25 protein-coding genes are annotated in these 23685 nt (G+C 46.7%); 13 read left to right on the top strand and 12 right to left on the bottom strand.

The genetic code is table 11. The annotated features are described in order from the left end of the window. Positions 1-81: 81 nt before the first annotated feature. Positions 82-309 carry a hypothetical protein gene (locus tag ACQ4M5_RS28920; protein WP_430679240.1) on the bottom strand — a complete coding sequence of 76 codons (228 nt, stop codon included), beginning with the start codon at positions 307-309 and terminating at the stop codon, positions 82-84. 227 nt (positions 310-536) lie between these two features. On the opposite strand from ACQ4M5_RS28920, the gene ACQ4M5_RS28915 reads away from it, so the two are divergent. Next, a complete protein-coding gene (locus tag ACQ4M5_RS28915) occupies positions 537-2015 on the top strand; it encodes an amidase (protein ID WP_430679239.1) in 1479 nt (492 codons plus the stop codon). Here ACQ4M5_RS28915 and ACQ4M5_RS28910 read toward each other — a convergent pair. Continuing rightward, the gene (locus ACQ4M5_RS28910) at positions 2009-2959 is read right to left on the bottom strand and encodes a DNA-methyltransferase (protein ID WP_430679238.1); all 951 of its coding nucleotides are present in this window, start codon (positions 2957-2959) and stop codon (positions 2009-2011) included. The genes ACQ4M5_RS28915 and ACQ4M5_RS28910 overlap by 7 nt on opposite strands. Before the next feature lie 438 nt (positions 2960-3397). On the opposite strand from ACQ4M5_RS28910, the gene ACQ4M5_RS28905 reads away from it, so the two are divergent. The 5 genes from ACQ4M5_RS28905 (at position 3398) to ACQ4M5_RS28885 (ending at position 8163) form a co-directional block, all read left to right on the top strand. Then, positions 3398-3643, top strand: a complete 246-nt coding sequence (locus ACQ4M5_RS28905; RefSeq protein WP_430679237.1) for a hypothetical protein — start codon at positions 3398-3400, stop codon at positions 3641-3643. A 99-nt stretch (positions 3644-3742) separates the two neighbouring features. Next, positions 3743-4438: a deoxyribose-phosphate aldolase gene (gene deoC, locus ACQ4M5_RS28900; RefSeq protein ID WP_430679236.1), complete on the top strand. Its 696-nt coding sequence runs from the start codon at positions 3743-3745 to the stop codon at positions 4436-4438. After that, positions 4435-5307 carry a DNA repair protein RecO gene (gene recO / locus ACQ4M5_RS28895; RefSeq protein WP_430679235.1) on the top strand — a complete coding sequence of 291 codons (873 nt, stop codon included), beginning with the start codon at positions 4435-4437 and terminating at the stop codon, positions 5305-5307. Before deoC ends, recO begins: the two co-directional genes overlap by 4 nt. 3 nt (positions 5308-5310) lie before the next feature. Then, positions 5311-6849 carry an MFS transporter gene (locus ACQ4M5_RS28890; protein WP_430679233.1) on the top strand — a complete coding sequence of 513 codons (1539 nt, stop codon included), beginning with the start codon at positions 5311-5313 and terminating at the stop codon, positions 6847-6849. 69 nt (positions 6850-6918) lie between these two features. Next, entirely contained in the window at positions 6919-8163 is a 1245-nt protein-coding gene (locus ACQ4M5_RS28885; RefSeq protein WP_430679232.1) for a glycosyltransferase family 4 protein, read from the top strand. 24 nt (positions 8164-8187) lie between these two features. Here the strand turns inward: ACQ4M5_RS28885 and ACQ4M5_RS28880 are convergent, their stop codons facing one another. Next, positions 8188-9258 carry a hypothetical protein gene (locus ACQ4M5_RS28880; RefSeq protein ID WP_430679231.1) on the bottom strand — a complete coding sequence of 357 codons (1071 nt, stop codon included), beginning with the start codon at positions 9256-9258 and terminating at the stop codon, positions 8188-8190. A gap of 488 nt (positions 9259-9746) precedes the next feature. Here ACQ4M5_RS28880 and ACQ4M5_RS28875 point away from each other — a divergent pair, with 488 nt between their 5' ends. After that, positions 9747-10535: an RNA ligase family protein gene (locus tag ACQ4M5_RS28875; protein WP_430679230.1), complete on the top strand. Its 789-nt coding sequence runs from the start codon at positions 9747-9749 to the stop codon at positions 10533-10535. Next, complete coding sequence (locus tag ACQ4M5_RS28870; RefSeq protein WP_430679229.1) at positions 10532-11656, top strand: AAA family ATPase; 1125 nt, start codon at positions 10532-10534, stop codon at positions 11654-11656. The genes ACQ4M5_RS28875 and ACQ4M5_RS28870 overlap by 4 nt, the downstream gene beginning before the upstream one ends. Positions 11657-11713: 57 nt before the next feature. Here ACQ4M5_RS28870 and nfi read toward each other — a convergent pair whose 3' ends face one another. Then, positions 11714-12385, bottom strand: coding sequence for a deoxyribonuclease V (gene nfi, locus ACQ4M5_RS28865; RefSeq protein WP_430679228.1), 672 nt, complete (start codon positions 12383-12385; stop codon positions 11714-11716). A gap of 143 nt (positions 12386-12528) precedes the next feature. On the opposite strand from nfi, the gene ACQ4M5_RS28860 reads away from it, so the two are divergent. Next, on the top strand, positions 12529-12753 hold the full coding sequence (locus tag ACQ4M5_RS28860) for a hypothetical protein (protein WP_430679227.1): 225 nt from the start codon (positions 12529-12531) through the stop codon (positions 12751-12753). Here the strand turns inward: ACQ4M5_RS28860 and ribD are convergent. From ribD to aroB, 3 genes are all read right to left on the bottom strand, one after another. Next, positions 12736-13827 (bottom strand): bifunctional diaminohydroxyphosphoribosylaminopyrimidine deaminase/5-amino-6-(5-phosphoribosylamino)uracil reductase RibD, encoded by a 1092-nt coding sequence (gene ribD, locus ACQ4M5_RS28855; RefSeq protein ID WP_430679226.1) that lies wholly within the window; start codon positions 13825-13827, stop codon positions 12736-12738. The genes ACQ4M5_RS28860 and ribD overlap by 18 nt on opposite strands. Then, on the bottom strand, positions 13828-14364 hold the full coding sequence (locus ACQ4M5_RS28850) for a hypothetical protein (protein ID WP_430679225.1): 537 nt from the start codon (positions 14362-14364) through the stop codon (positions 13828-13830). 143 nt (positions 14365-14507) lie between these two features. After that, the gene (gene aroB / locus ACQ4M5_RS28845) at positions 14508-15596 is read right to left on the bottom strand and encodes a 3-dehydroquinate synthase (protein WP_430679224.1); all 1089 of its coding nucleotides are present in this window, start codon (positions 15594-15596) and stop codon (positions 14508-14510) included. A 92-nt stretch (positions 15597-15688) separates the two neighbouring features. On the opposite strand from aroB, the gene petL reads away from it, so the two are divergent. Beyond that, positions 15689-15784 (top strand): cytochrome b6-f complex subunit PetL, encoded by a 96-nt coding sequence (gene petL, locus ACQ4M5_RS28840; RefSeq protein WP_430679223.1) that lies wholly within the window; start codon positions 15689-15691, stop codon positions 15782-15784. 75 nt (positions 15785-15859) lie between these two features. Here petL and ACQ4M5_RS28835 read toward each other — a convergent pair whose 3' ends face one another. Beyond that, on the bottom strand, positions 15860-16393 hold the full coding sequence (locus ACQ4M5_RS28835) for a hypothetical protein (protein ID WP_430679222.1): 534 nt from the start codon (positions 16391-16393) through the stop codon (positions 15860-15862). Beyond that, positions 16394-17038 carry an imidazoleglycerol-phosphate dehydratase HisB gene (gene hisB / locus ACQ4M5_RS28830; protein WP_430679221.1) on the bottom strand — a complete coding sequence of 215 codons (645 nt, stop codon included), beginning with the start codon at positions 17036-17038 and terminating at the stop codon, positions 16394-16396. A 97-nt stretch (positions 17039-17135) separates the two neighbouring features. Between hisB and ACQ4M5_RS28825 the strand changes: the two genes are divergently transcribed. Both ACQ4M5_RS28825 and fghA read left to right on the top strand, forming a co-directional pair. Beyond that, complete coding sequence (locus ACQ4M5_RS28825; protein WP_430679305.1) at positions 17136-18245, top strand: S-(hydroxymethyl)glutathione dehydrogenase/class III alcohol dehydrogenase; 1110 nt, start codon at positions 17136-17138, stop codon at positions 18243-18245. Continuing rightward, positions 18245-19087, top strand: a complete 843-nt coding sequence (gene fghA / locus ACQ4M5_RS28820; RefSeq protein ID WP_430679220.1) for an S-formylglutathione hydrolase — start codon at positions 18245-18247, stop codon at positions 19085-19087. The genes ACQ4M5_RS28825 and fghA overlap by 1 nt, the downstream gene beginning before the upstream one ends. Here the strand turns inward: fghA and ACQ4M5_RS28815 are convergent. The 3 genes from ACQ4M5_RS28815 to ACQ4M5_RS28805 all read right to left on the bottom strand — a co-directional run bounded on the left by ACQ4M5_RS28815 (position 19020) and on the right by ACQ4M5_RS28805 (position 23093). Then, positions 19020-20474, bottom strand: a complete 1455-nt coding sequence (locus ACQ4M5_RS28815) for a hypothetical protein (protein ID WP_430679219.1) — start codon at positions 20472-20474, stop codon at positions 19020-19022. The genes fghA and ACQ4M5_RS28815 overlap by 68 nt on opposite strands. 314 nt (positions 20475-20788) lie before the next feature. Beyond that, positions 20789-21364 carry a flavodoxin family protein gene (locus tag ACQ4M5_RS28810; protein WP_430679218.1) on the bottom strand — a complete coding sequence of 192 codons (576 nt, stop codon included), beginning with the start codon at positions 21362-21364 and terminating at the stop codon, positions 20789-20791. Between the two features lie 91 nt (positions 21365-21455). Then, positions 21456-23093 carry a hypothetical protein gene (locus ACQ4M5_RS28805; protein ID WP_430679217.1) on the bottom strand — a complete coding sequence of 546 codons (1638 nt, stop codon included), beginning with the start codon at positions 23091-23093 and terminating at the stop codon, positions 21456-21458. On the opposite strand from ACQ4M5_RS28805, the gene ACQ4M5_RS28800 reads away from it, so the two are divergent. Then, on the top strand, positions 23092-23583 hold the full coding sequence (locus ACQ4M5_RS28800; RefSeq protein WP_430679215.1) for a DUF433 domain-containing protein: 492 nt from the start codon (positions 23092-23094) through the stop codon (positions 23581-23583). The two genes, ACQ4M5_RS28805 and ACQ4M5_RS28800, sit on opposite strands and share 2 nt — an antisense overlap. Positions 23584-23685 lie beyond the last annotated feature (102 nt).

The raw sequence follows: 23685 nt of genomic DNA, 5'->3' as shown, positions 1-23685 counted from the left end.
AAGAAGGGAACAGTTCATCAACGCCCTGGCTTTCATCCCACACCAACTAAGAGTATGGTGTGGGGATTCCCGCCGAACTAGCTAAGAATATTTCTCTAGCCGCCGCTCTTCTAACATCGCCTCTACTTCTTCGTCGGTCGGAGCGGGTTGATCTGTCGCTAATAATCCTTCCATTCTTTGAATCGCTGCCGCACGTTCTGAGTTAGACACAGGCGAAGTTCGTAGAGGTTCAATAATTGCGCTGGCTAATGCAAGTCGATCCTGCGGAGGAAGCTTAAAAATTTGCTCTTTTAATTCTTGCGACAACATGACTTTTGGAAAATGACTATCCTTAATTCTATGGCTATTTCAAGAGTGAGCCTAAATGCGATCGCAAGAAGCAGCGGACTTAGGAGATTTATCGAAAACAAATTACCCGCTGTCTTCGGCTTCGCTCAGTCAGCTAGAGATCGCGCCCTGAGCGAAGCCGAAGGGCAGTCTTTCAAGCGGTAAGCTCTTTCGTAGAAATCTCCTTAATCCTGTGTCGGAGTCGCCCTATGAACGACCTAGTTTTTCAGCCTGCTCATCGATTGGCTCAAATGATTCGCGATCGTCAAATTAGCGCGATCGAACTCCTCGATGCTCATCTCGCTCAAATCGAGAAGCACAATTCCAAACTGAACGCGATTTGTACATTAGATGAGGAAAGCGCTCGAATTCGAGCCAAACAAGCCGATGAAGCGCTCTTTCGTGGCGAAAACTGGGGAGCTTTACATGGTGTTCCTGTTACGATTAAGGACATTTTTGAAACGGCTGGACTTCGCACAACGGCTGGCTATATTCCGCTGAAAGATTACGTACCTCAACAAGATGCAACGGCAGTGAAACGATTGCGTGATGCTGGAGCAGTCATCCTTGGAAAAACGAATATGGCGGAACTGGCAGGCGACTTTCAGAGTACAAATTCGATCTTTCCGCGTGTGAATAATCCTTGGAATGTGGAGTATACGGCGGGTGGAAGTTCGGGCGGAAGTGTAGCAGCGATCGCAGCAGGTTTATCACCCTTAGAGATTGGCAATGATTTCGGGGGATCTGTCCGGCAACCGTCCCATTTTTGCGGCGTGTATGGATTGAAGGCGACCGATCGACGAATTTCGACCAGAGGTATGATTCCTGAAGTTCCGGGTATGCCTTACTGTTTGCGGCAAATGATGACCGTGGGTTGTTTTGCTCGATCGCTTGAAGATATTCGCCTCTGTTTCTCACTGATTGCTGGAGCCGATTCAGATCGCCCTGATGTGCCCCCTGTTCCGCTAGATGCGCCTTCTGGTAAAGCTTTAAGAGATCTCAAGATTGCTTGGCTCGATGAATTGCAAGAGGTTCCGGTTGATTCTGAAATTCAAGCGGCAATGCACACAGTTGCTCAAAGATTATCTGAAACGGGAATGAGGCTCGATCGATGGATTCCTGACTGTTTCGATCTTGGAACGATCTGGACGCTTTACGGACGAATGGCAGCTTACGTCAATAACTATGCTCAACCAAAAGATCGTTACAACATTCGTCGCAGCTTAACTTTACTGTTTCGGACTGCAACTCAAGGAGATAAAGAACTGCGAGACATTGGAAACTTTGCGCGGTTTTTGCCCGAACTGTTAAAACCCAGCTTGAAAGGATATTTCGCGACATTGACAGAGCGCGATCGCTTTACTGCCGAATTAGATCAAGCTCTAGAACCTTGGGATGCGTGGATCATGCCTGTTGCAGCAACTCCCGCATTTACGCATCGTCCAGCTTGGAGCGAGATCGAGGTCAATGGAAAATCTTATCCTCACAGTATTGCAAATGGAGCTTATACGATTCCGTTTAATTTGAGTGGTCATCCTGCGATCGTCATTCTCATCGGACAAACTCAGAACGGTTTACCCATTGGCTTACAAATCGTGGGCAAGCGTTGGCAGGAAATGGAATTAATTGCGATCGCTCAAGAACTCGATTCTGTTGTTGGCGCATTCCAATCCCCGAAAGGCTATTGAAATTTCTGCTGTGTTGCTAACGTATTCCGCTCCCAAAAAACGCCCTTCGACCAGCCTTGGATTCGTCGATCGCTTTCCGCCAATTCCAATCGTCGCTCAGTTAATAAGCAATACTCTTCATTCAGATCGATTCCTAAATAACGTCGATCGAGCTTTTTCGCCACAACTGAAGTCGTTCCACTCCCGACAAAGGGATCGAGAACAAAATCACCCGGATTCGAGCTTGCCAAAATCAGTTTTGCGATCAGTTTCTCGCTCTTTTGAGTCGGATGCTCGGTATTTTCGGGCATCGACCAGAACGGAATCGTGATATCCGTCCAAAAATTTGACGGATGCGTATCGCGGAAATTGCCTTGATCGGTCGCTTCCCAATCTTTCGGAGATTTGTCGATCGTGCGATACGGAGCCAGCACTCGTCGGCGCAATTTCACCGCATCCAAATTAAACGTGTACTCATTAGAAACGCTGCAAAACCAAATGTCCTCGCTGGAGTTTTTCCAGTTGGCTTTGGCTCCTCGTCCTTTCTCGCGCTCCCAGGTGATGCGATTGCGAACAGTGAAATGATTGGACGCGACTGAGAAAATCGAAGCAGAAGAGAGCCAATCACCGCAGATATAGATAGAGGCAGTGGGCTTGAGAAGGGGCTTAAGAGTTGCGATCGCACTTTCTAACCAAGCCGAATATGCCTCAACCGAGCGGCGTTCAAACTTCAGACCATTGAAATTCTTCGATAAGTTGTACGGCGGATCGAGAATCAGCAAATCGACAAATCTATCGGGAAGCAGAGTAGCGATCGATAAACTATCGGCTTGAATGGTTCCGACTGGCGAATGCGGAATGACTTCGTTTATAGAAATTAACTTCGGTTTCAAGCGTTGTCGATCGAGTTCCGTCAATTCCAAAGTACGATTTCGAGCAGCTTTAACTTTCTTCACAAATTCCATGAAAGATCTTCCTAGTTCTGCTTAAACTTCGTACTTCTGCGGTTGCTTTTTGTCATAGTTTGCGACGGACTGTCTGAAATTGTGAACAAATCGTGAAAATATTATTAGTTTTTAGAGAATTTTCGGAGAACACAACGAAAATTAACCAGTAAGGTGATACATGAGCAGATTCTTAAGGGAATTGTTTATTCCAGGGAATCTCTTCTCCACTCAGATTTGCACAGACAGTTTCTCATTAGTTGAAGGATTGACTTGTCACCATGTCCAAAATCAAAAGAATCCGCCATCTCGCTTACGTACAATTACAGAATCGAATTTGCCTGCCTATGAAGTTGCGGTGAAACCACCGTATAAACACTGGAGTTGTTCCGCCAAATCAATTAAGATGTTGTGAAGGAGGTCAACCGTTCGATGCTTTATCTTCATAGGTTGCTGAATATGAGTACGTTCTTTCGGATGGCACTGACGGCAACTCTGGCTTTAAGTGCGTCATTCTCGTTGGTCGGATCAGAGAGTGTTCGGGCAGAAGTCCGCCAATTGGCTGATGCGCTCATCGCTCCGCAAGTCAAAGACCCGCAAGTTCTCGCTTTTCGTGATGAATCCACGGTTGAACAGCGCTCTAGCACGTTTGACCCCGAACCCAATGATCCGCCCAGACGCACCGGAGGTTCCGGAACCCGTTAGTTTCAAGTTTTCAAGCTTTGTAAGTATCCGTAGTTCAGAAAAGCTGGGCTACGGATTCTTTTATGCGATTCTGAGAGTAGAGGCAGTTTGCTAAAACCTATGAGTCAGCCGTATTCAGATATTGATATTGCAGCGTTTATCGATCACTCTTTACTAGCCCCGATCGCGACTCCCATTCAAGTCGAACAATGGTGCGACGAAGCCGATCGATATCGATTCGCCTCAGTTTGCGTTCTCCCCGTTCACGTCAAACAAGCAGTGAGTTTACTCCACAACAAACAGCCGAAAGTCACGACGGTGATTGGATTTCCGTTGGGAGCGAATACGTCGATCGTCAAACGGTACGAAGCTGAAGAAGCGGTCGAAAATGGCGCAGTCGAACTTGATATTGTGATTAACTTGGGTTGGGCTAAATCCGGTAATCTAGACGCGCTACACCGCGAAATTGCAGAAATTCGCGAATCAACTGGATGCCCCATCAAAGCGATTTTAGAAATGGCGTTGCTGACCGAAGAAGAAAAGCGGATTGCCGCCCAAGTCTGTATGGATGCGGGTGCGGCTTTCCTCAAAACCAGTACAGGCTGGAATGGGGGCGCAACCGTGGCAGATGTCCGTCTTTTGAAAGAGATTTCACGCGATCGAGTCGGAATTAAGGCTTCTGGGGGAATCCGTACCGCTGAACAAGCCCTAGATTTAATCGTGGCAGGAGCGACCCGACTTGGAACCTCTAGAGGTGTCGAGTTACTGCGTCAGCGCGATACCCTGGAAAAGACCCCCTCCAACGAATCTTCATGAGCCGGACTTATAAAGCGATCGGGATTAATCTCAAAGCGATGCCACTGGGAGAGGCAGATCGAATCGTCACCATTTTGACGAAAGAATTTGGATTGCTGAGAGCTGTGGCAATGGGGGCGAGAAAACAAAATTCTAAACTCGGTGGGCGGAGCGGTCTGTTTGTCGTGAACGAATTACTCATGGCAAAAGGTCGATCGCTCGACAAAATCACACAAGCCGAAACGCTCGAATCTTATCCGGGTCTGGCGCGAAATTTGAAGAAATTAACCGCCGGGCAGTATTTAGCCGAACTTGCTCTTCAGCAGGCTCTTAGCGAACAGCCCCAAGAAGAACTGTTCTATCTATTAAATGAGCATTTGGCGCGAATCGAGCAGTGTGAGGATGCCGAAGTGCTGCCTCGATTGATTCACGCCATCTATCAACTTTTGGTCGTTGCTGGAATTGCGCCTCAAGTGCATCAATGTAGTGTCACTGGATCAGTGATTGAGCCGGATTTTGATAACCCAGATGTGCAAGCAGGATTTAGTAGTGCGATCGGGGGAGTGATTAAACTTGAAGAACTCGATCGACTACTAGAAGAACAAGCTCCTGCTTACCGAGTCCAGTCACCTGTGGGAGAATATCGAGTAGCGGATGTTCGTACTGTCCGCAAATCTCGCCCTGCTTTAAACGTGCCACTTCACGCCCCCGAACTGGCAGCCCTTCAGCATCTCCCCCAAGCTGAACCCCCTACGCCTGACCAGCACCCGATCTCGGTCTGGCTCACCCTCGAAAAGTTGCTTCGTCAGTACGCGCAGTATCACTTCGATCACTCGATCCGATCTGCTGCGCTGATTGAAAGCTGTTTTGCACCCGATTCGATGCTGTAAACCATGATGCGACCTTCCCCTGCCGATTACGTCCTGATGTCCACCCCGATCGACCACGATTTCACGTCACGCACTGAGCCATTTCGGTCTCAGCCACCCAGTCGCTCGATTCCGTCACCGTCTCCCATGCTGAAAGAAAATTTATTCCCCGAATCGAATGGGAGCGATGTGCCCGAAAATGGTTCAGGAAAATTTGTGTCAGAGGATAAGCCCGTCGCACCTCCCCCTCCTGAAGAGCCAGAAGGATTTATTCCGGTTTTGAAAAATCGGAACTTTCTCACGCTCTGGTCAGGTCAAGTTTTTTCCCAACTCTCGGATAAGGTTTATCTGGTGTTGATGATTGCGCTGATTGCAAGTCGATTTCAGTCGGAAGGACAGACGATCAGCGGTTGGGTTTCTTCGATCATGATCGCGTTTACGATTCCAGCAATTTTGTTTGGATCGATCGCAGGAGTGTATGTCGATCGATGGTCGAAAAAAGGCGTTCTCGTCTCGACGAATCTACTCCGAGGAGCGCTCGTTTTCATTCTGCCAATTCTGCTTTGGCTGACAAAAGGATGGACAACTTTTGGCGGCTTGCCTGTAGGATTTTGTCTGCTTTTGGTGGTAACTTTCCTTGTTTCGACTTTGACGCAATTCTTTGCACCCGCAGAACAATCGATCATGCCGCTCGTCGTTGAAAAACGGCATCTTCTTCCCGCGAATTCCCTGTACACGACGACTGCAATGGCATCGGTGATCATTGGATTTGCGGTGGGTGAACCTTTATTAGCATTGGCGGATACGATCGCGGGTTGGTTTGGGGGCGGAACCGATTTTGGCAAAGAATTACTGGTCGGTGGCGGATATGTGATTGCTGGAATTCTTCTGCTCTTGATGAAGACAGGCGAAAAGACTCAGGACATCGCACCTGAAGACCAACCGCACGTTTGGGAAGATATTAAAGACGGATTGCGCTTTCTTAAAAAACACGCTCACGTTAGAGGCGCACTGATTCAACTGGTGATTTTGTTCTCGATTTTCGCGGCACTGGCAGTTTTGGCGGTACGACTCGCGGAAGTCATGCCTCAGATCAAATCCTCGCAGTTTGGATTCCTTTTGGCAGCGGGCGGCGTTGGCATGGCAGCAGGCGCGACACTCCTTGGAACATTCGGACAGCGATTTGCTCATGCACGATTAGGCACGATCGGCTCTGTAGGAATGTCAGCGTGTTTAGTCGGAATCGGATTTTTCTATTCGCATCTCTGGATTACGTTAGGATTACTCGCATCTTTGGGGGCGTTTGCGGCATTGATTGGCATTCCGATGCAGACCACAATCCAGCAAGAAACTCCAGAAGATATGCGGGGGAAAGTGTTCGGACTGCAAAATAATGCGGTGAACATTGCATTATCCTTGCCGTTAGTGTTAGCAGGAGTTTCTGAGACGCTATTTGGGTTGAGAATCGTCTTTTTGGCACTTGCCGCCATGACGATCGCAGGGGGATCATTAACCTGGTATATTGCTCATACCCAAGATGACAACCAGGAAGAGAACGCTTAAGCGCTGAAAATCTGTCGCTTCTCAGGTCTTGAGCTTCCCTGCACCCCTCGTCACTATTACTAAACCGAAATGCACATCGCTTGGCTTGGCAAAAAAACGCCGTTCTGCGGCAACGTTACCTACAGTCGAGAAGTTACGAACGCTCTGCTAGATCGTGATCATCAAGTCAGCTTCTTCCACTTTGCCCAGGAAGAAGCAATTCCCGATAATTTTCCTGATCTCAGAGAAATCCAAATTCCGTTCTTATATAAATCGCAGATCTATACAATTCCGACCTTAAAATCTGCCAAAGTTCTAGAGCAAGCTCTTAAAAATCTCACTCCAAAACCTGATATTGTTCATGCCTCGCTAACTCTATCGCCGCTCGATTTCATGTTGCCGGAAATCTGTCAGGCGTTGAATTTACCGTTGGTTGCGACCTTTCACCCCGCTTTCGATCGTAAACTTCGCAACATCACGTCAGGCACTCAACACCTGATGTATCAACTGTATGCACCCTCCTTGGCGAAGTACGATCGAGTAATCATTTTCTCCAGAATTCAACGCGATTTATTAATTAAATTAGGGGTTCCAGCCGAAAAAATCGCGGTGATTCCAAACGGAGTTGATAATCAAAAATACTCGCCCGGAGCTTCTTCTTTCAAAGCTCAATTAGGCGCAAAACGACTCTTTCTCTATCAAGGTCGAATCGCTCCTGAAAAGAACGTTGAATCGCTGCTCAAGGCTTGGAAACAGGCAAATATGGGCGATGATTGCAAGCTCGTAATCGTCGGAAATCATGGCACCTTAGCAGCTTCGTTGATTCCGTTTTATGGAGAAGAGCATGGAATCAAATGGCTCGGATTTTTGGCGGATGAGCGCGATCGGGTCAACATTCTCCGCAGCACTGATGTTTTCATCCTGCCATCTTTAGTCGAAGGATTGTCCCTTTCGTTACTTGAAGCAATGGCGTGTGGTGTTGCTTGTGTTGCGACCGATGCGGGGGCAGATGGTGAAGTGCTGGAAGATGAGGCAGGAATTGTTCTCGAAACTCAGCGAGTGACTTCGCAGCTTAGAGCCTTGTTGCCGCAGCTTAGAGATCATGCGGGTTGGACGAGAATGCTCGGACAGAAAGCGAAACAGCGAGTCGAGGAGCGTTATACCTTGAGCAACAACATCTCACAGGTGGAAGCACTGTATGAAGAATTGCTTGAGCAGCATCGACATCGGCGGCGTATCCCGGTTCGGATTCCTTCAATTTGGCGATCGACTTCTTTCGATCTGCCACATGGACGCTATCCGATTTCATCGATCGAGCTTCCAGGCGATTTGTAGACAAGATGCCCGCCGAGTACAATTTTAAGAGCAAGGGGTAACTGCGATCGGGGCACATTTACCTTTTGCATCGCAGGTTTGCGCGATGTACTGATTGTTCCGAAGCTGCAAAGAAAATGCTTGTGGCTGAACCGGATTACTGGACGAATTGCTATCGGTTACAACCACTAAAACATTATCTCCATTCTCGATCATGAGCATCTGTTTGCTCAATTCGCCTTGGGCTTGTTCTAACGCGCTTTGCCGACTGCTGCGAATGCTCTCTAGCTGCTGTACTCGAAATTCCTGAGCGCGTTGGCGAATGCTATTCGGATTGTTGCGAATCTGTTGTAGCTCTCGCTGTGCTCGTTGTGCCTGTTGCAACTGCTCTCCGCGTAACTGCCCCGATCGAATGGCAGCATTGATCTGCTGAAGCTGGTCGTCCAATTGTTTTCGCTGTTTTGGATCTTGCAGCATGGTCATGATTTGCTGTTGACGCTGCTCAATTTCTCGTGCAAGCGTTTGCTCTGCCTGCTTTGTTTGGGCTTCAATTTGTTGCTGGCTCTGCTTAAATCGCTGTACGGCTTCCGTTTTCATCTGAGATAATACAACCGTTTGCGGGTCGGAACTGGTGAGCAGTGCTTGAAGCGATCGCGCTCGTTGTTTTGCAGTTTCTAATGATGTTCCGGTCAAATTTCCGCGATCGATTTGCTGGTTTAGTTGTGCGAGTTCCTGTTCGGTTGCTTGTCGCTGTTGCAGTCGATTTAGCCAGAAAAAGAGTTGTCGTCGAATCCAGCCATCGGTATCGACATCGCTGATTCTGATGGTTTGTTGTCTCAGGTCAGGTTGCCCGGTTGAAGGAGTGAGCGTGGTTGAAAGCGTTCCGCGATCGCGATTGAGATTGAGTTGACTCTGATGCCCCACATTGTTCAGCGTGTAGGTTAATCTCCAGCATGCAGCAGCAGGTGAAGTTGCATCAACATTTTGCTGAGTCGGTTCTGAGCGCTGTGTTGGTGAAGATTCAGTGGCGAAAGTGTGTGGATTGAATCCGACGATCGCAATCAAGCTACAGAGACCCAACGCAGAACGAAGAGAAAGCAGTGAGAATCGACTCATGAGCTTGAAAGAATCAATAAACTTTCTCGAATTATATTCCCTATTTGCGTTCATTTAGAAAGAGGTGATACTACAAGTAATCACGATGTTGGATTCTCTTTCGACGCTTAACTTAAATCTTGCATCAGTCTCAATAAGCCATTTTCAAGGCTCTCGCTCATCGCATTCGCCCGCCCCGGAATGGATTTGGGGCGAGATAGCACAGAGGACGAAACGCCCACTCCTTGCTGAGGTTGGTGCAAGATTTAAGTTAACCTAATTTTGCCTATTAGAACTCAGGTCATTAGCCGTATTGAATGATCTTCTAATTCGTCTGAGATTGAATCATCCAGCTTGACGCTCAAATGATATCTGTAGTACGCTGTATTACAGCAACACTTAAACCCTGGAGGTCGCCTTCTCATTCACTTTCCCTTAGTTCTAATTGCTCCGATATCAAGCAAAAGATTTGATATCACGGACTGTTTTTGAAAATTGGGAGAGTCGCAATGGAAACGATCTATAAGTATCCCCGAACGCTGCACATTCAAGGTTCGAGAGTGCAACCGGGAGACGAAGATTTAAATAGCATTCCGTTTACGCAGATTGCAAATCGTTTTGTCATTGTTGAAGAGAAAGTCGATGGAGCGAATGCAGCAATTAGTTTTACCGCAGATGGACAATTGCGCTTACAAAGTCGGGGACATTACCTGACTGGAGGCGCACGTGAACGGCACTTTAATTTGTTCAAACAATGGGCTGCCGTTCATGCGGATGCTTTTTGGCATGTATTGAGCGATCGATATATTCTCTATGGCGAATGGATGTACGCAAAACATACCGTTTTTTACGATGCTTTGCCTCATTATTTCCTAGAATATGATGTCCTCGATTTAGCTCAGGAACAGTTCCTTAGTACAGTTCAACGCCAACACTTGTTGACCGGATTGCCGCTGGTTTCTGTGCCGATTCTATTTGCGGGAGAACTACGATCGTATAAACAACTGGTCGGATTGCTTGAACAATCGCACTTTATCCGAACTGGACATCTCGATCGCTTACAACAAGTGTGTGAGCAACAAGAACTATCCGTGGATCTCACTCTTCAGCAAACCAATCAGAGTGCATTGATGGAAGGCTTGTACATTAAAGTTGAATCGCTTGATTGGACGATCGAACGATATAAGTATGTGCGAGCGGACTTTCTGACGACTATTTTGCAATCGGAAAGCCATTGGCTGAGTCGTCCGATTGTTCCGAATCAATTACGGGCAGATGTTGATCTGTTTGCGCTATGAACACAAATTGGATTTTTCCAGGCTGTCCAGAGGTGAATCAATTGATCGATTGGACGACTTTACTCGATCGATTTGATTGGCTGCGATTGCTGGCGAATTGCAGTCAAAATCCGCTCTATCATGCAGAGGGAGATGTTCTAACTCATACAAAACTCGTGTGTGAAGCTTTGATTTCTCTTTCTGGATGGCAGCAACTTTCTCGCGTTGAACAATCGATTTTATTTGCAGCAGCATTGTTACATGATGTGGCAAAACCGCAAGCAACACAGATTATTGACGGTCAATTGACCAGTAAAGGTCATGTGCGACAAGGAGTGAAACTTGCTCGGCGGATTCTACGAGATCTCGAAGCTCCATTTGCAATTCGAGAATCGATTGTCTCGATCGTACAACTCGGTAGCTTACCGCTCTGGTTTTGGGATAAACCGAATCCACAACGTGCCGTAATTGCTGCTAGTTATATCAGCCGATGTGATTGGTTGGCATTGATGGCAGAAGCGGACGTGCGGGGGCGAATTTGCGCGGATCAGAATCGATTGTTTGATGCGATCGCATTCTTTCGCGAGTTCTGCCAAGAAAATGAATGCTGGCAAGTTCCTCGATCGTTTGCTTCGGATCACAGTCGATTCTTGTATTTCCGCAAGGAAGACCGTGATCCGAGCTATGCTGCATTTGATGATACTTGCTGCGAAGTGATTCTAATGTCGGGCTTACCAGGGGTTGGGAAAGATCACTGGATCGAGCATCATGCAAAAGACTATGAAGTGATTTCGCTCGATCGACTAAGAGAGGAACTGAATGTTTCTCCTGAAGGGGAGCAGAGCGTCGTCATTCAAGCCGCGAGACAAGCAGCAAAAGAGAAACTGCGATCGCAGACTTCTTTCGTTTGGAATGCAACAAACATTTCTCAGCAGTTGCGCTCTGGATTGATTGATCTCTTTGCATCGTATCGTGCTCGGACTCGGATCGTTTATCTTGAAGCCCCTTGGCAAACGATCCTTCAGCAAAACGCTCAACGATTGAAGCCAGTGCCAGAGGTTGTGATCGATCAACTGTTTGATCGCTTAGAAGTTCCAACACAGATCGAAGCTCACAAGGTTACTATTCGTGCTGGGATGTAGGCTCTGAATCGTTAGGGTACGCGGAAATTTTGTAATACATCGTGCTACATCCTGATTCTAATGTCCAATCGGTTGTGCATTTCCTTTAGAAAGTTGATCCGCTTGACGAGTTGTTTCGGGCAGACGGTAGTTTGGTGAACATTGCAAAACGAGGTCGATCGCACTTTTCAAACAAATCCGATGCCCGATCGAGACATACACAGGTTTAACATTCGCTTGAGTCCGAACCGCTGCGCCAAGGATTTCACCCGCATCGTAAATCGGTTCCCAAGCTCCTCGATCGTCTCCTACAGGCGCATGAGTTCCTAGATACGGCGTTTTCGCGACTCCGATCGCAGGTAGACCGCTGACGACTCCCAGATGGCAAGCAAACCCACAGCGACGAGGATGAATGTATCCATTGCCATCACAAATCAGTAAATCTGGCTGCGTTTTCAATGTTGCCAGGGCTTCCATGACGATCGGCACTTCTCGAAATCCGAGTAAGCCTGGAATATAAGGAAACGGGATTGGACGACGAACAATCACGGATTCTTCAACGGTTAGATCTGGGAATCGGAGAACCGCGATCGCAGCACAAGCGATTCGATCGTCCTCTTCAAATCCCACATCGACCCCTGCAACCGTCTGCACTGCGCCAAAATCATCCGTTTGAATCACGAGCTTGCGTAATTCTTGCTGAAGCGAAATTGCGTCTTCGGGAGTTGTCGGAGTGAGGGGTTGTGTCATGGAAAACTTAGATCTGCCTAAAGAAATAAAAGAACGTGATTTCTTAATGATCTTTTAATAACTGTTGTTTCGGGTTGTAAGATAAAAGTGCATACCGAGTCGAATTCAGTATGGTAAGAGAACCTAACTCACCAATTGCACTTATGAATCCAAGTCTTCTTCGTCAAGTCTGGGCAGTCGTGGAAGCGACTCAAGCCGCTTCGTTACTGAATCTCGATGACACTCATCTCGTTCAGGCTCTTCTGGGGCAGTTTCACCCCTCTCCGCCACTCAACTCGGAAGAAACCACACAAATCGCAAGCTATCTCTATTCCAGACTAACGCTGATTCGGGATTTGGCATCCGATCGCCTAGCCGTTCCGGTCTAAATATCCCTCGATCAATAAATCCGAGTCGATCGCTCTCCAAGTCACTCGCGTTAACTCGATCGCATCGGTCATTTTCTCAAATCCTAAATCCCCGATCGAGGTTGGAGCCGAAATCCCGCCAATAATCTTCGGAGCCACAAACGCCCAAACTTTTTGAATACAATCATCCGCGATCGCTTGTGCTGCTAATGTTCCGCCACACTCCCACAGCACCGTATTCAATCCGCGATCGTACAAAACTGACATGACTCTAGCAGGCGTTAACGCTTCTAAATTCACCACTTCCACGCCCTGCTGAGTGAGATGATTTTGCATTGGTTCATCTGAATTCATGCCAGTAAACACGATCGTCGGAGCGATCTCGGTATTCCAAAGATTTGCATTCAAGGGCAAATCAAGCGATCGACTCATAATCACCCGCAGCGGTTGGTGCTTAGAAAGTCCGTGTGTGGTTAAATGCGGATTATCTTGTCGAACCGTATTGCCCCCAATCACGATCGCATCACACGCGGTTCTGAGTTGATGCACTTGGTGTCGAGAAGCTTCTCCAGTGATCCAGCTACTATGTCCAGTCGTTGTTGCGATCTTGCCATCGATCGTCATCGCGTATTTCAGAATTCCAAATGGGCGACGGTGTAAAATTCGATGTACAAAGGCTTCATTCAGAATTTGGCAATCTGTCTCCTCAACGCCAACGGTAACTTCGATTCCCGCATTTCTGAGCGTTGCGACCCCGCCTCCTGCAACCTTTGGATTTGGGTCAACCATTCCCACCACAACGCGGCTTAATCCCGATTCAACGATCGCTTTCGAGCAAGGCGGCGTTCGACCGTAATGATTACAAGGCTCTAAATTTACATATAAAGTTGCACCGTGAGATCGCGTTCCCGCTTGTCTTAGCGCAAACACTTCCGCATGAGGTTCTCCCGCTTTCGGATGAAACCCTTCCCCGATAATGTCGCCTTCTGACACAATCACGCAGCCAACCATTGGATTAGGAGCCGTCCGCCCGATCGCGGATTTTGCCAACTCCAGACAGCGCTGCATCATCGCTCGATCGAACTCGGTCGTCATCTAATACAAGCTGCTCGAAGTCGAATAATGGCTCAAAATCTCTTGCCCCCAGCGCACGAGCCGTTCTGATCCTTCGATCATCAAGAGATACTGACCGCGATCGAGATGATGCCGATAAATACTGGCAGTCGTTCCTTCCCCAAATAAGCCAAATAATGCTCCCAGTACCGCTCCTAAGAAACCGCCCATAATCGATAAAGCAGGAATTAACAGCGGATTTCGGAATTCTGCGAGGGTCAGCCAACCTGCATGACCCGCAACCAGCAGAATCGCACCTGCGATCGCGCCTAATGTTCCAAGCGTGAGACAGAGGAATCGAGCTTTTCGGACAGCAAGCTGCATCGGTTTCATGAGACCGACACTTTCGGGATGACTGTAACCAGTCCCGACGATCGCGAGATGTTCAGGGGAAATGCCGTGATAGTGGAGCAGACGATAAGCTTGAAACACAGAGGCTTCGTCAGGGAAGACCATGACGGCAAGAAAAGATTGACGACGCATCAAGCCATTTTTGCGAAGGAACCGTGTAACTGACACTGGATTAATTTGGGGAGTAGCGGTTATTCCCTGAATTCTAAACCTTTCTCCCTGATTTACCTACCGACTGTAGGAGGAATTTAATGATATTTTCCGTGAAGTTCATAACGACTTCTTAATGATCTTGATCAAATTCTAAAACGCTACATTCGTTCTATTACCGTTTGGATAGTGGTTGGCTCAACTTGATCCGTTACAATCGCCGTTCCAATCTGACGTGGCAGAACGAATCGAACTTTTCCGTCTTTGACTTTTTTATCCGCTTGCAAGGCTGGAAGAATTTGAGCACGATCGCATTCGGTCGGAATCTGAGTCGGTAAGCCTGCTTTTTCGATCAATTCTTTTTGTCGATCGCATTCTCCTTGATCCCAAAGCCCCATTTCTACAGCAATCAGTCCCGCTGCCATCATTCCGATCGCGACTCCTTCTCCGTGATTCACGACTCGATAATTTGTCAGACTCTCGATCGCATGTCCGATCGTATGTCCATAGTTCAGAATTTCTCGTAAGCCTGATTCTTTCTCGTCTTTGCTCACGACATGGGCTTTCGCTTGTGCCGATCGCACTAACATCTCATTCACCAATTGATCGCCTACTGCTCGAATTTGATCGAGTCGTTTCGCTTGTTCGAGCTTTTCAAATAATTCTGCATCCCAGATAATTCCGTACTTGATCACTTCTGCGATCGCGGCTCGAAATTCCCTTGAAGGCAATGTTTTCAGAACTTGCGGATCAATTAAAACTAGTCGTGGCTGATGAAATGCACCAATGAGATTTTTCCCATTTGGATGATTGACTCCGGTTTTTCCACCGATCGCTGCATCTACCATCGAAAGTAACGTCGTTGGAATTTGAACCACAGAAATTCCTCTGAGCCAAGTTGCCGCTGCAAATCCAGTCATATCTCCGATCACGCCACCACCCAGAGCGACCATGACCGACGATCGTTCTAACCGATTCTCCAATGCTGCATCATAGATTTTTTGCAGGGTTGCAGGCGTTTTGTATCGTTCACCCGCAGGCAAAATGCACGAACTCACGGTAAATCCAGCTTGCGTTAGAGAATCGATTACCGTCTGTCCATAGTGCTTAAAAATTGCGGGATTGGAGACCACGATCGCTTTTTTGCCCAATTTAGGAAGCGCTTGCATTCGATCTCCAATTTCAGCGATCGACGAAATCACAATCTCATACGAATTCTGCGGCAGCGAAACGGGAATAACAGACGGCATGAATGGGTCTCAAAAACGGCGTAGAAGTTGATTCTATCAACCGACCTCCATTTTTCTGTATAGTTTTGTTAGGAAGTTAGGAGACAAAATTTATGTCCTCAGTTGTAGCTTATTTCTTGATCATGGGTGGCGCGATCGCGTTTGCGTATGCCTTGTTCTTTACGTTCCGCGCCATCAAATTGATCTAGGTTCGATTGTTCAGAGGCTCGATCGTTCCATGATGATCTAAGGCACGATCGAGCTTCCTTTTTCAGATAGTAAAGTTATGGTTTCCCCACTAGGCGAAACGAATTGAGAAATACATTAAGGCTGGTCGATAGTCCACGCTCCTGATTGTCTTTTGTAGTCGTCACACTGACAAAATAAGCCCGCCGATTCACTAAGTAAACGCGCCATCGCGCCACCATCTCATCGGGCAACTTAAAGTTCATTTCCCGACCCGGAAAGCTTCCCAGTTGAATCGTGCGAAAAGAGATTAATTCCGCTTTATCCTTCGCGGCTCCTCGACGCACCCCGTCATAGACCTCATTCTGGAGTCTCTTATCGTTTCCTGGAGCGACAGGCAAATCAAGATAACTCACCGAATAGCGCACTCGTTCGTCATCTCGAATCAGTTCAAACAGCGTTAAGTTTCCCTCTTTGCGCTCTTTTGGAGTTCCGGGCATGACGATCGAGAATCGACCCCGCTGCGAGGTAAATCGCTTCCAGAGACTTTCTTGAGCCGTAACGCTGTTTAATTGCACCACAGGCGATCCAAGCAAAATCGCCAATCCTAACACCACTTGCCAACCGCGCATTTACAACACACCCTTTGAGCTTGGAATTTCATGTGCCCGACGCGGATCAATTTCGACTGCCATCCGCATCGATCGAGCAAATGCCTTAAACGTCGCTTCAATAATGTGATGCGAATTGATTCCGTCTAACTGGCGAATGTGCAGCGTCATCTGAGCATGATTGATGATTGCAACAAAAAATTCGCGAACCAGTTGCGTATCATACGTTCCCACACGCTGAGTTGGAATCTCTAAGCCGTAGCTGAGATGCGGACGACCAGAAAAATCGAGTGCCACTTGAATCAGTGCTTCATCTAACGGCGCAACAAAGTGACCGAAGCGAACAATCCCTTTACGATCGCCTAATGCTTTCGCGATCGCCATTCCGAGCGTGATTCCAACATCTTCATTCGTGTGATGGTCATCGATCTCTAAATCGCCCGTCGCTTGCACATCGAGATCAATCAAGCCATGTGATGAAATCTGATGCAGCATGTGATCGAGAAATGGAATTCCGGTTTTGGCATTGCATTGTCCAGTTCCATCAAGATTCACAGTCACTTGCACATCTGTTTCACCTGTTTTGCGTGAAACCGAGGCAATTCGAGCCACCGAAAACACCGGGGAAATTTGAGGTCGATCGCTAGTCTGCATGAGATTGATCATAAGAAAGGCAGACTCTATTATGTCAATTTTTTGCTTACGTCACAGAGTGAAATCGATCGACGTTACACTTTCAGGAAGTCCGACCAGATTGAGCGATATGGATACCAAAGCGGCTGTTGCATTTAAAGCTGGAGAACCTTTAAGAATCGAAACGGTTCAACTCGAACCCCCTAAAGCGGGAGAAGTCTTAGTCGAAATCAAAGCGACCGGAGTTTGCCATACCGATGCGTACACGCTCTCAGGTGCAGATCCAGAAGGCTTATTTCCAGCAATTCTCGGTCATGAAGGAGCAGGAATTGTCGTGGAAGTGGGCGAAGGAGTTAAAAGCGTAAAACCTGGGGATCATGTGATTCCGCTCTACACTCCAGAGTGTCGCAACTGTGAATATTGTCTCAGCGGCAAAACGAATCTCTGTCAGGCAATTCGATCGACACAAGGAAAAGGCGTGATGCCCGATGGAACGAGTCGGTTTTCGATCTCTGGCGAACCAATTTTGCACTACATGGGAACTTCGACGTTTTCTAATTACACAGTGCTGCCCGAAATTGCTGTCGCTAAAATTCGCGAAGATGCACCTTTTGAGAAAGTTTGCCTGATTGGATGCGGTGTTACAACTGGAATCGGAGCCGTGATCAATACTGCCAAAGTTGAACCCGGTGCGAATGTGGTTGTCTTTGGATTAGGTGGAATTGGCTTAAACGTGATTCAAGCCGCTCGAATGGTCGGAGCCAATATGATCGTTGGGGTTGATCTCAATCCGAGTAAGCGCGAACTAGCTGAAAAATTGGGAATGACGCACTTTGTGAATCCGAGTGAAGTGGAAGGCGATTTAGTGCCGTATCTTGTGGATTTGACTAAAGGGGGAGCCGATTACAGCTTTGAGTGTATTGGCAATGTGAAAGTAATGCGACAAGCCTTGGAATGTTGCCATAAAGGTTGGGGTGAAAGCATTGTGATCGGGGTCGCAGGTGCAGGGCAAGAAATTAGTACTAGACCCTTTCAGCTTGTCACTGGACGAGTTTGGAGAGGAAGCGCATTCGGAGGGGCAAAGGGAAGAACCGATGTGCCGAAGATTGTGGATTGGTATATGAACGGCAAGATCAACATCGATGATCTGGTGTCTAGAATTTTACCGATCGACGAAATCAACGAAGCATTCGATCTAATGCACCGAGGTGAAGTCATTCGATCGGTGGTGACGTTCTAATGGAATTAATCAGTAAAACCAAATGTTTCGGAGGCTCGATCGAGGTTTATTCCCATCAATCCACCTCGTGCAATGCTCTGATGAAGTTCTCGATTTATCTACCACCGCAAGCCAGCGATCGCTCTCTACCTGTGTTGTACTTTCTCGCGGGTCTAACTTGCACCGAAGAGAATTTCATGGTGAAAGCTGGAGCGCAACAGTTCGCAGCAAAACATGGATTGATTCTAGTTGCTCCCGATACCAGTCCAAGAAACACTGGAATTCCAGGCGAGGACGAGGATTGGGACTTTGGAACAGGTGCAGGATTCTATGTGGATGCAACCCAAGATCCTTGGAGCAAACACTATCGAATGTATAGCTATATTGTCGATGAGCTACCTAGTTTGATTGCAGAAAACTTTCCGGTAAACGATCGACAAGGCATCTTTGGACATTCGATGGGCGGACATGGTGCATTAATTTGTGCTTTGAAGAATCCCGATCGATATCAATCCGTATCTGCGTTTGCTCCAATTTGTGCCCCGATGCAATGTGCTTGGGGAGAGAAAGCGTTCTCGAACTATCTAGGACAAGATCGATCAGTTTGGCGATCGTATGATGCAACTGAGCTAGTTCAGATGAGTCAATTTCCTCGATCGATTCTCATTGATCAAGGAACAAGTGATAAGTTTCTAGCCGATCAACTCTTGCCCGAAGTGTTCCAAAAAGCCTGTGAATCGGTTGGACAACCTTTAACCCTAAGATTTCAAGAAGGCTACGATCATAGCTATTATTTCATTGCTTCATTTCTTGAAGAACACGTCCAGTTTCACGCGGAGATTCTGACTCAATCCATGCCATGATTCTCGATCGCATGAGCAACATCACGATCGCTGATCCCATCGTTAAAACTGCCGCTAAAAGTCCAGCTAAGTTTGTTCCATATCCAAGCGCAAGATTCGTGATCGAGCTAACCATTGCAAAGACAAAGCTAAGGATTGCAAAAAACGGAGCTTGTTGTAAGTTCAATGCTGCGATCGGTAAAAGAATCGTTGCATACCACGGTTGATACCATGCGGTCGCAAACGCAAATAACACGAATGTAACCCAGCCGATTTTCACCATCAATTGACTTTCTAAGATGCCGCGATTTCGGTAGATTCGGTACAGTGTCAAGCCATAGAACGCAGCAAATAACAGCAAAGTAAACCGATTAAATAAAGTCCAAATCAAGGCTTGAGTCGAACCGGGTACAATCCATTGTTTGGCACTGTGTAAGGTTCCTTGAGTCCGTACCAAAATGCCTCTAACCAATGCGTGCCATGATCCAGCAGTCAGTCCATCGACTCCTGGATTGAATACACTTATCCAAGTTGCGATCGTAGGAAACACCGTGAGAGACAGAACTAAAACTGCGATCGCACAAATGAGAGTGAATTTAACGATCGTTTTCCAGCGTCTTTCGCGGATCAGAAACACTCCAAGCAGTGGAATCCAAATAATTGGCAATGTTTTGGTCAGAAATCCAACTCCAGCGGCGATCAGACCGAGAAGATAGCGCCGAGTTTTGAAAAGTTGGTCGATCGCGATTAAGACCGTACACAAAATCACATCAAGGTGCGCTTCGATCACATGCTCGAAGAGAACAATAGGACTTAGTAAATATGCCAATGTTACCTTGTGTCGATAACTCGTTGCTTTTAGTGCTCTCCAAATCAGATAGCCATTCAGAATATGAAAAAAGACACAGATGAGTTTGAAAATATAAACACCGAGATAAACATTCGTCTCAACGAACTTCGCAGGAATGGCGAAAATGAACAGTGAAACCACTCCATAAGTCGAAGTTTGAGTCCAATCTAAAAACGTACTCATCACGGACTCAAAATCGACCGCATTCGTAAGGTAGGGATTGACGCGGTACAAGCTCATCAAGCCGTACTGAAAATACAAGTGAATATCACTCGTCAGCGGATGAGCAATCCAAGCGGGTATCAAAAACAAACTCGCGGGCTTCAACAGTTCGAGATAGCGAGATGCGCTCTTATCAGGACGGTATCGAATTAGCCAAAACAAATACAAGCCACAGAGGGCGATAAACTCTAACGTGATGAAACGTCTACGAATGAGCGGCAACAAACTTTCAACCGATAGAATTCCACGAACATGCAGTTGGGTGAGCGTCAGTTGCGTTGCCAGCACGATCGACAAAATCAGCGCAGCAAGGTAGATATTTTTCTGCTTTGGCATTGTATTTCCTGCTCAACTTCAGATATACAAAACCGAATCTATAAAGTTGCGCCTCATACTGAAGTTAGATTTCTACAACTGAAGTTTCATGATCATTAGACTTAAAAGCACGATCGCTCTTTGAACGATCAGAATTCAAAGAGCGAAGTTCTATAGCAATCCGTTTTGAGTTGTAAGATTCGGGAACGCCCCCAAACCCCCAATTCTGGGGGCTAAGACTCCGGTTCCCCCAAACTTGGGGGCTAGGGGGCACGATCAATCTTGATTTCACGACTGATTTAGGATTGCTATATTATTATTTGATCTAACTGATATTACGCTTTTTTCCAGCGTTGAGCCGCGATCGCAATTCGCTCTCCATACAGTTCCGAAGTCTTTTGATCGCTGGGATCGTTCTCAGCAGGTGCGCCACTCATATCAGGAGTGGATTGTCCCATCACGCCCATATAAGCCCCCAAACGATTCACCGTTCCATTATTCGCCTCTGAATTTCCAACCCAAATCATGCTGTGCTGAGAAGCATTGATCGCGAGATACAGGAGTGTCCCCTGCTTATCACCGCTCGGACTTCCAGAATGAGTAAATCCGCCTGCGATCTTATCTTTCCACCCTTGCACAAACCAAACCGAACTCGCTGCATCAATGAACGCTTTGAACTGAGCCGCGATCCCACCCATATAAGTCGGAGATCCAAAGACGATCGCATCTGACGCGCTCAATTTGTCCAAAACTTCCTGATTCTGATATCGCCCTTCCACAATGTCGCTACCGACAATTCGGATTAATTCTGCGGTAGCTCCTTCGACTCGCTGAACTCCTGCGGCAATTGCCTCTGCCATCAAGTGTGTGTGACCTGTGCCGGAAAAATAGACGATCGATACCTTTGTCATAATGTCGCTACAGTGATAATTTGAACTCAAACAATACTATAAACGAAATTCTGCGATTCAATTCTTTCTAAAATGTGAAAATTAGTGCAACTTATCGGTCTGGTTTGAGCTTGATTAACTTTTCTGATTCCAAAATCTGTCGCTGTCGATCGCTGAGAAACAGGTAGCCTACTTCGCTTGATTCAGCGTAAATTGGATAGAATTTCCCGTCGGAGACTGTTTGAGTGATGGCTCGATCGAGAAAATTAATGAACTTCGGATCAAGCCAGTCGCCATCAAATTTGAGCTTGATACTATATCGAACGCCTCTCAGGACAAAAGACTGTCCTGCAATTTGCTTGTCATAGTCAAACTCATCAGAAATTTGCATCGGTTGGAATGCACCACGAGAAGCGGCTGCAAATCTCCGAGTCAAAGCTTGATAAGGATTTTCTAAGTTTCCAGTTTCCCAATCAAACGAAATCAGGAGATCATCGAAAGCTGCAAACACTTCATAGGATGAATTGATATATTGACGTGAAATCTTTTGTCTTCCTGCTGCTTTCTGCTGTGGAGTGAGATGTGAAAGTAAACCAATTTCTTCCATCAAGCTGAGAATCGATTCAATACGATCGCTGTTAAATGCTGAACTGTGATCCTCAAGCCCGATCGATAAATACGAATAAACCCAGCGCTGTAGTTGTTTTGCTTGCTTCTCAGTCAGAATCAGAACAGCAAATCGCGAATAATCAGGACCAACGTTTCCAAAGAATCCCAAAGTATACACGCGATACGAAGATCCTTGATCTCGAAGAATTTTGTTAAATAGCCAAACGAATTCCTCGTTATCAATCATTCCAGAGAAATCACCTTGAGAAGAATAGCTGGCGAATTCATAGTTTCTGCCATTCACTCTGGTAGATATCAGCGTATTGTTTTCGTCATCGTCAATGAATTTAAGCTGAAAAGTCGCTGTATCTAACTTCGCTGCACCGGCTTTTGTGAGAAGTTGAGCAACTTCGCGGTGAATCTGCGGAAAATAGACATTTGGATCACGCGAGTAGTCCTGCAAATTAAAGATTTTTATGTTTTCTAGATAGCGATAGACATCCTCTTTGTCTTCTATTACTCCTGTTTCCAGATCTCGTCGCAGTTTTGTGAGATTGCTGCTAGTAATTAATTCCAAACGTTGCAAGTCATCCAAAAAAGGCTGAATTTGCGGCAGTTCTAGCTTCTCATCACCTCTCATAAGCCTAGCTGCATTGTCAAAGAGTTGTAGATCGAGTTGAATGTCTTCCCCAATTCTGCGTTGAAGTTTTCGATAGACTCGATCGCTAATTGCACCTGATTGCTTGAGTTGTTCTGCTATCAATCTCAATTTCTGAAAATAAGATTCCCAATCACTTGGCTTACCGACTAAGACATAATCAGTGATGCGTCGTTGATCCGGATTAGGGCTTTCACGTCGATCGATCTGCTGCCTGATAAGCTCTAGCAAGCCTGCACGATCAGTCACTTTGCCCTGATTGATTTGATCAGTGACAGCTTGATAGTCTTGCTCTGTGAGAATCTCATAGCGTTGAAGGTTTTGAGCAATTTCTATCAGAGGTGTTTTCTGATTCATATTGGAGGGACTAGATTTTGTCTGAGGCGGAAAGTTTGATGACTGAACAGAGGTCACACAGCCCGAAAAGAGTTGCAGTAAAATTCCAAGTACAAGAGTTCTAATTGCAGGGTTGACATTCAGCATGAGAGTTCAAAGGCGCGATCGCAGAATTCTTTCAATTCCAAGTATTCACCGCTACGATACAGATATCAAACTCCTAGCCTCTACGTTGAAAGACACCAATATGATTTCGTCATCTCATAAAAAAGGCGCGATCGTTCGTACAGAGCGGGGATTATCGATCGCTGGAACCCGCATCACGCTCTACGATGTGATGGACTATCTAACGGCTCACTACCCGCCCAAGTTCATTCAGGGCTGGTTTGAGCTAACAGATGATCAAATCAATGCTGCGATCGCTTACATTGAGGCTCATCGTGCAGAAGTCGAAGCAGAGTATCAGCAAGTTCTCAAAGATGCTGAAGAGCTTCGTCAGTATTACGAAGAGAAAAATCGCGATCTCATTGCCCGAATCGCTGCTCAACCTCCGAAACCGGGACAAGAGACAATCCGGGAGAAGCTTCGAGCAGCAAAAGTTAAGTTCACGCCCCTTAGTGATGTAGAAAAGTCTTGAAAAGGTTGATACAGCGGCAGTCTCAATGAGACAGAAGGGAACTTGAGCGGGGCAAATTGTGAGATGCTCAAGTTTCCACACAAAAAGCAATCCTATGCAACT

Origin of the sequence: Leptolyngbya sp. AN10 (assembly GCF_050565645.1) — a bacterium.
Lineage (GTDB): Bacteria > Cyanobacteriota > Cyanobacteriia > Leptolyngbyales > Leptolyngbyaceae > Leptolyngbya.
This window is presented reverse-complemented; position numbering and strand designations above follow the sequence as displayed.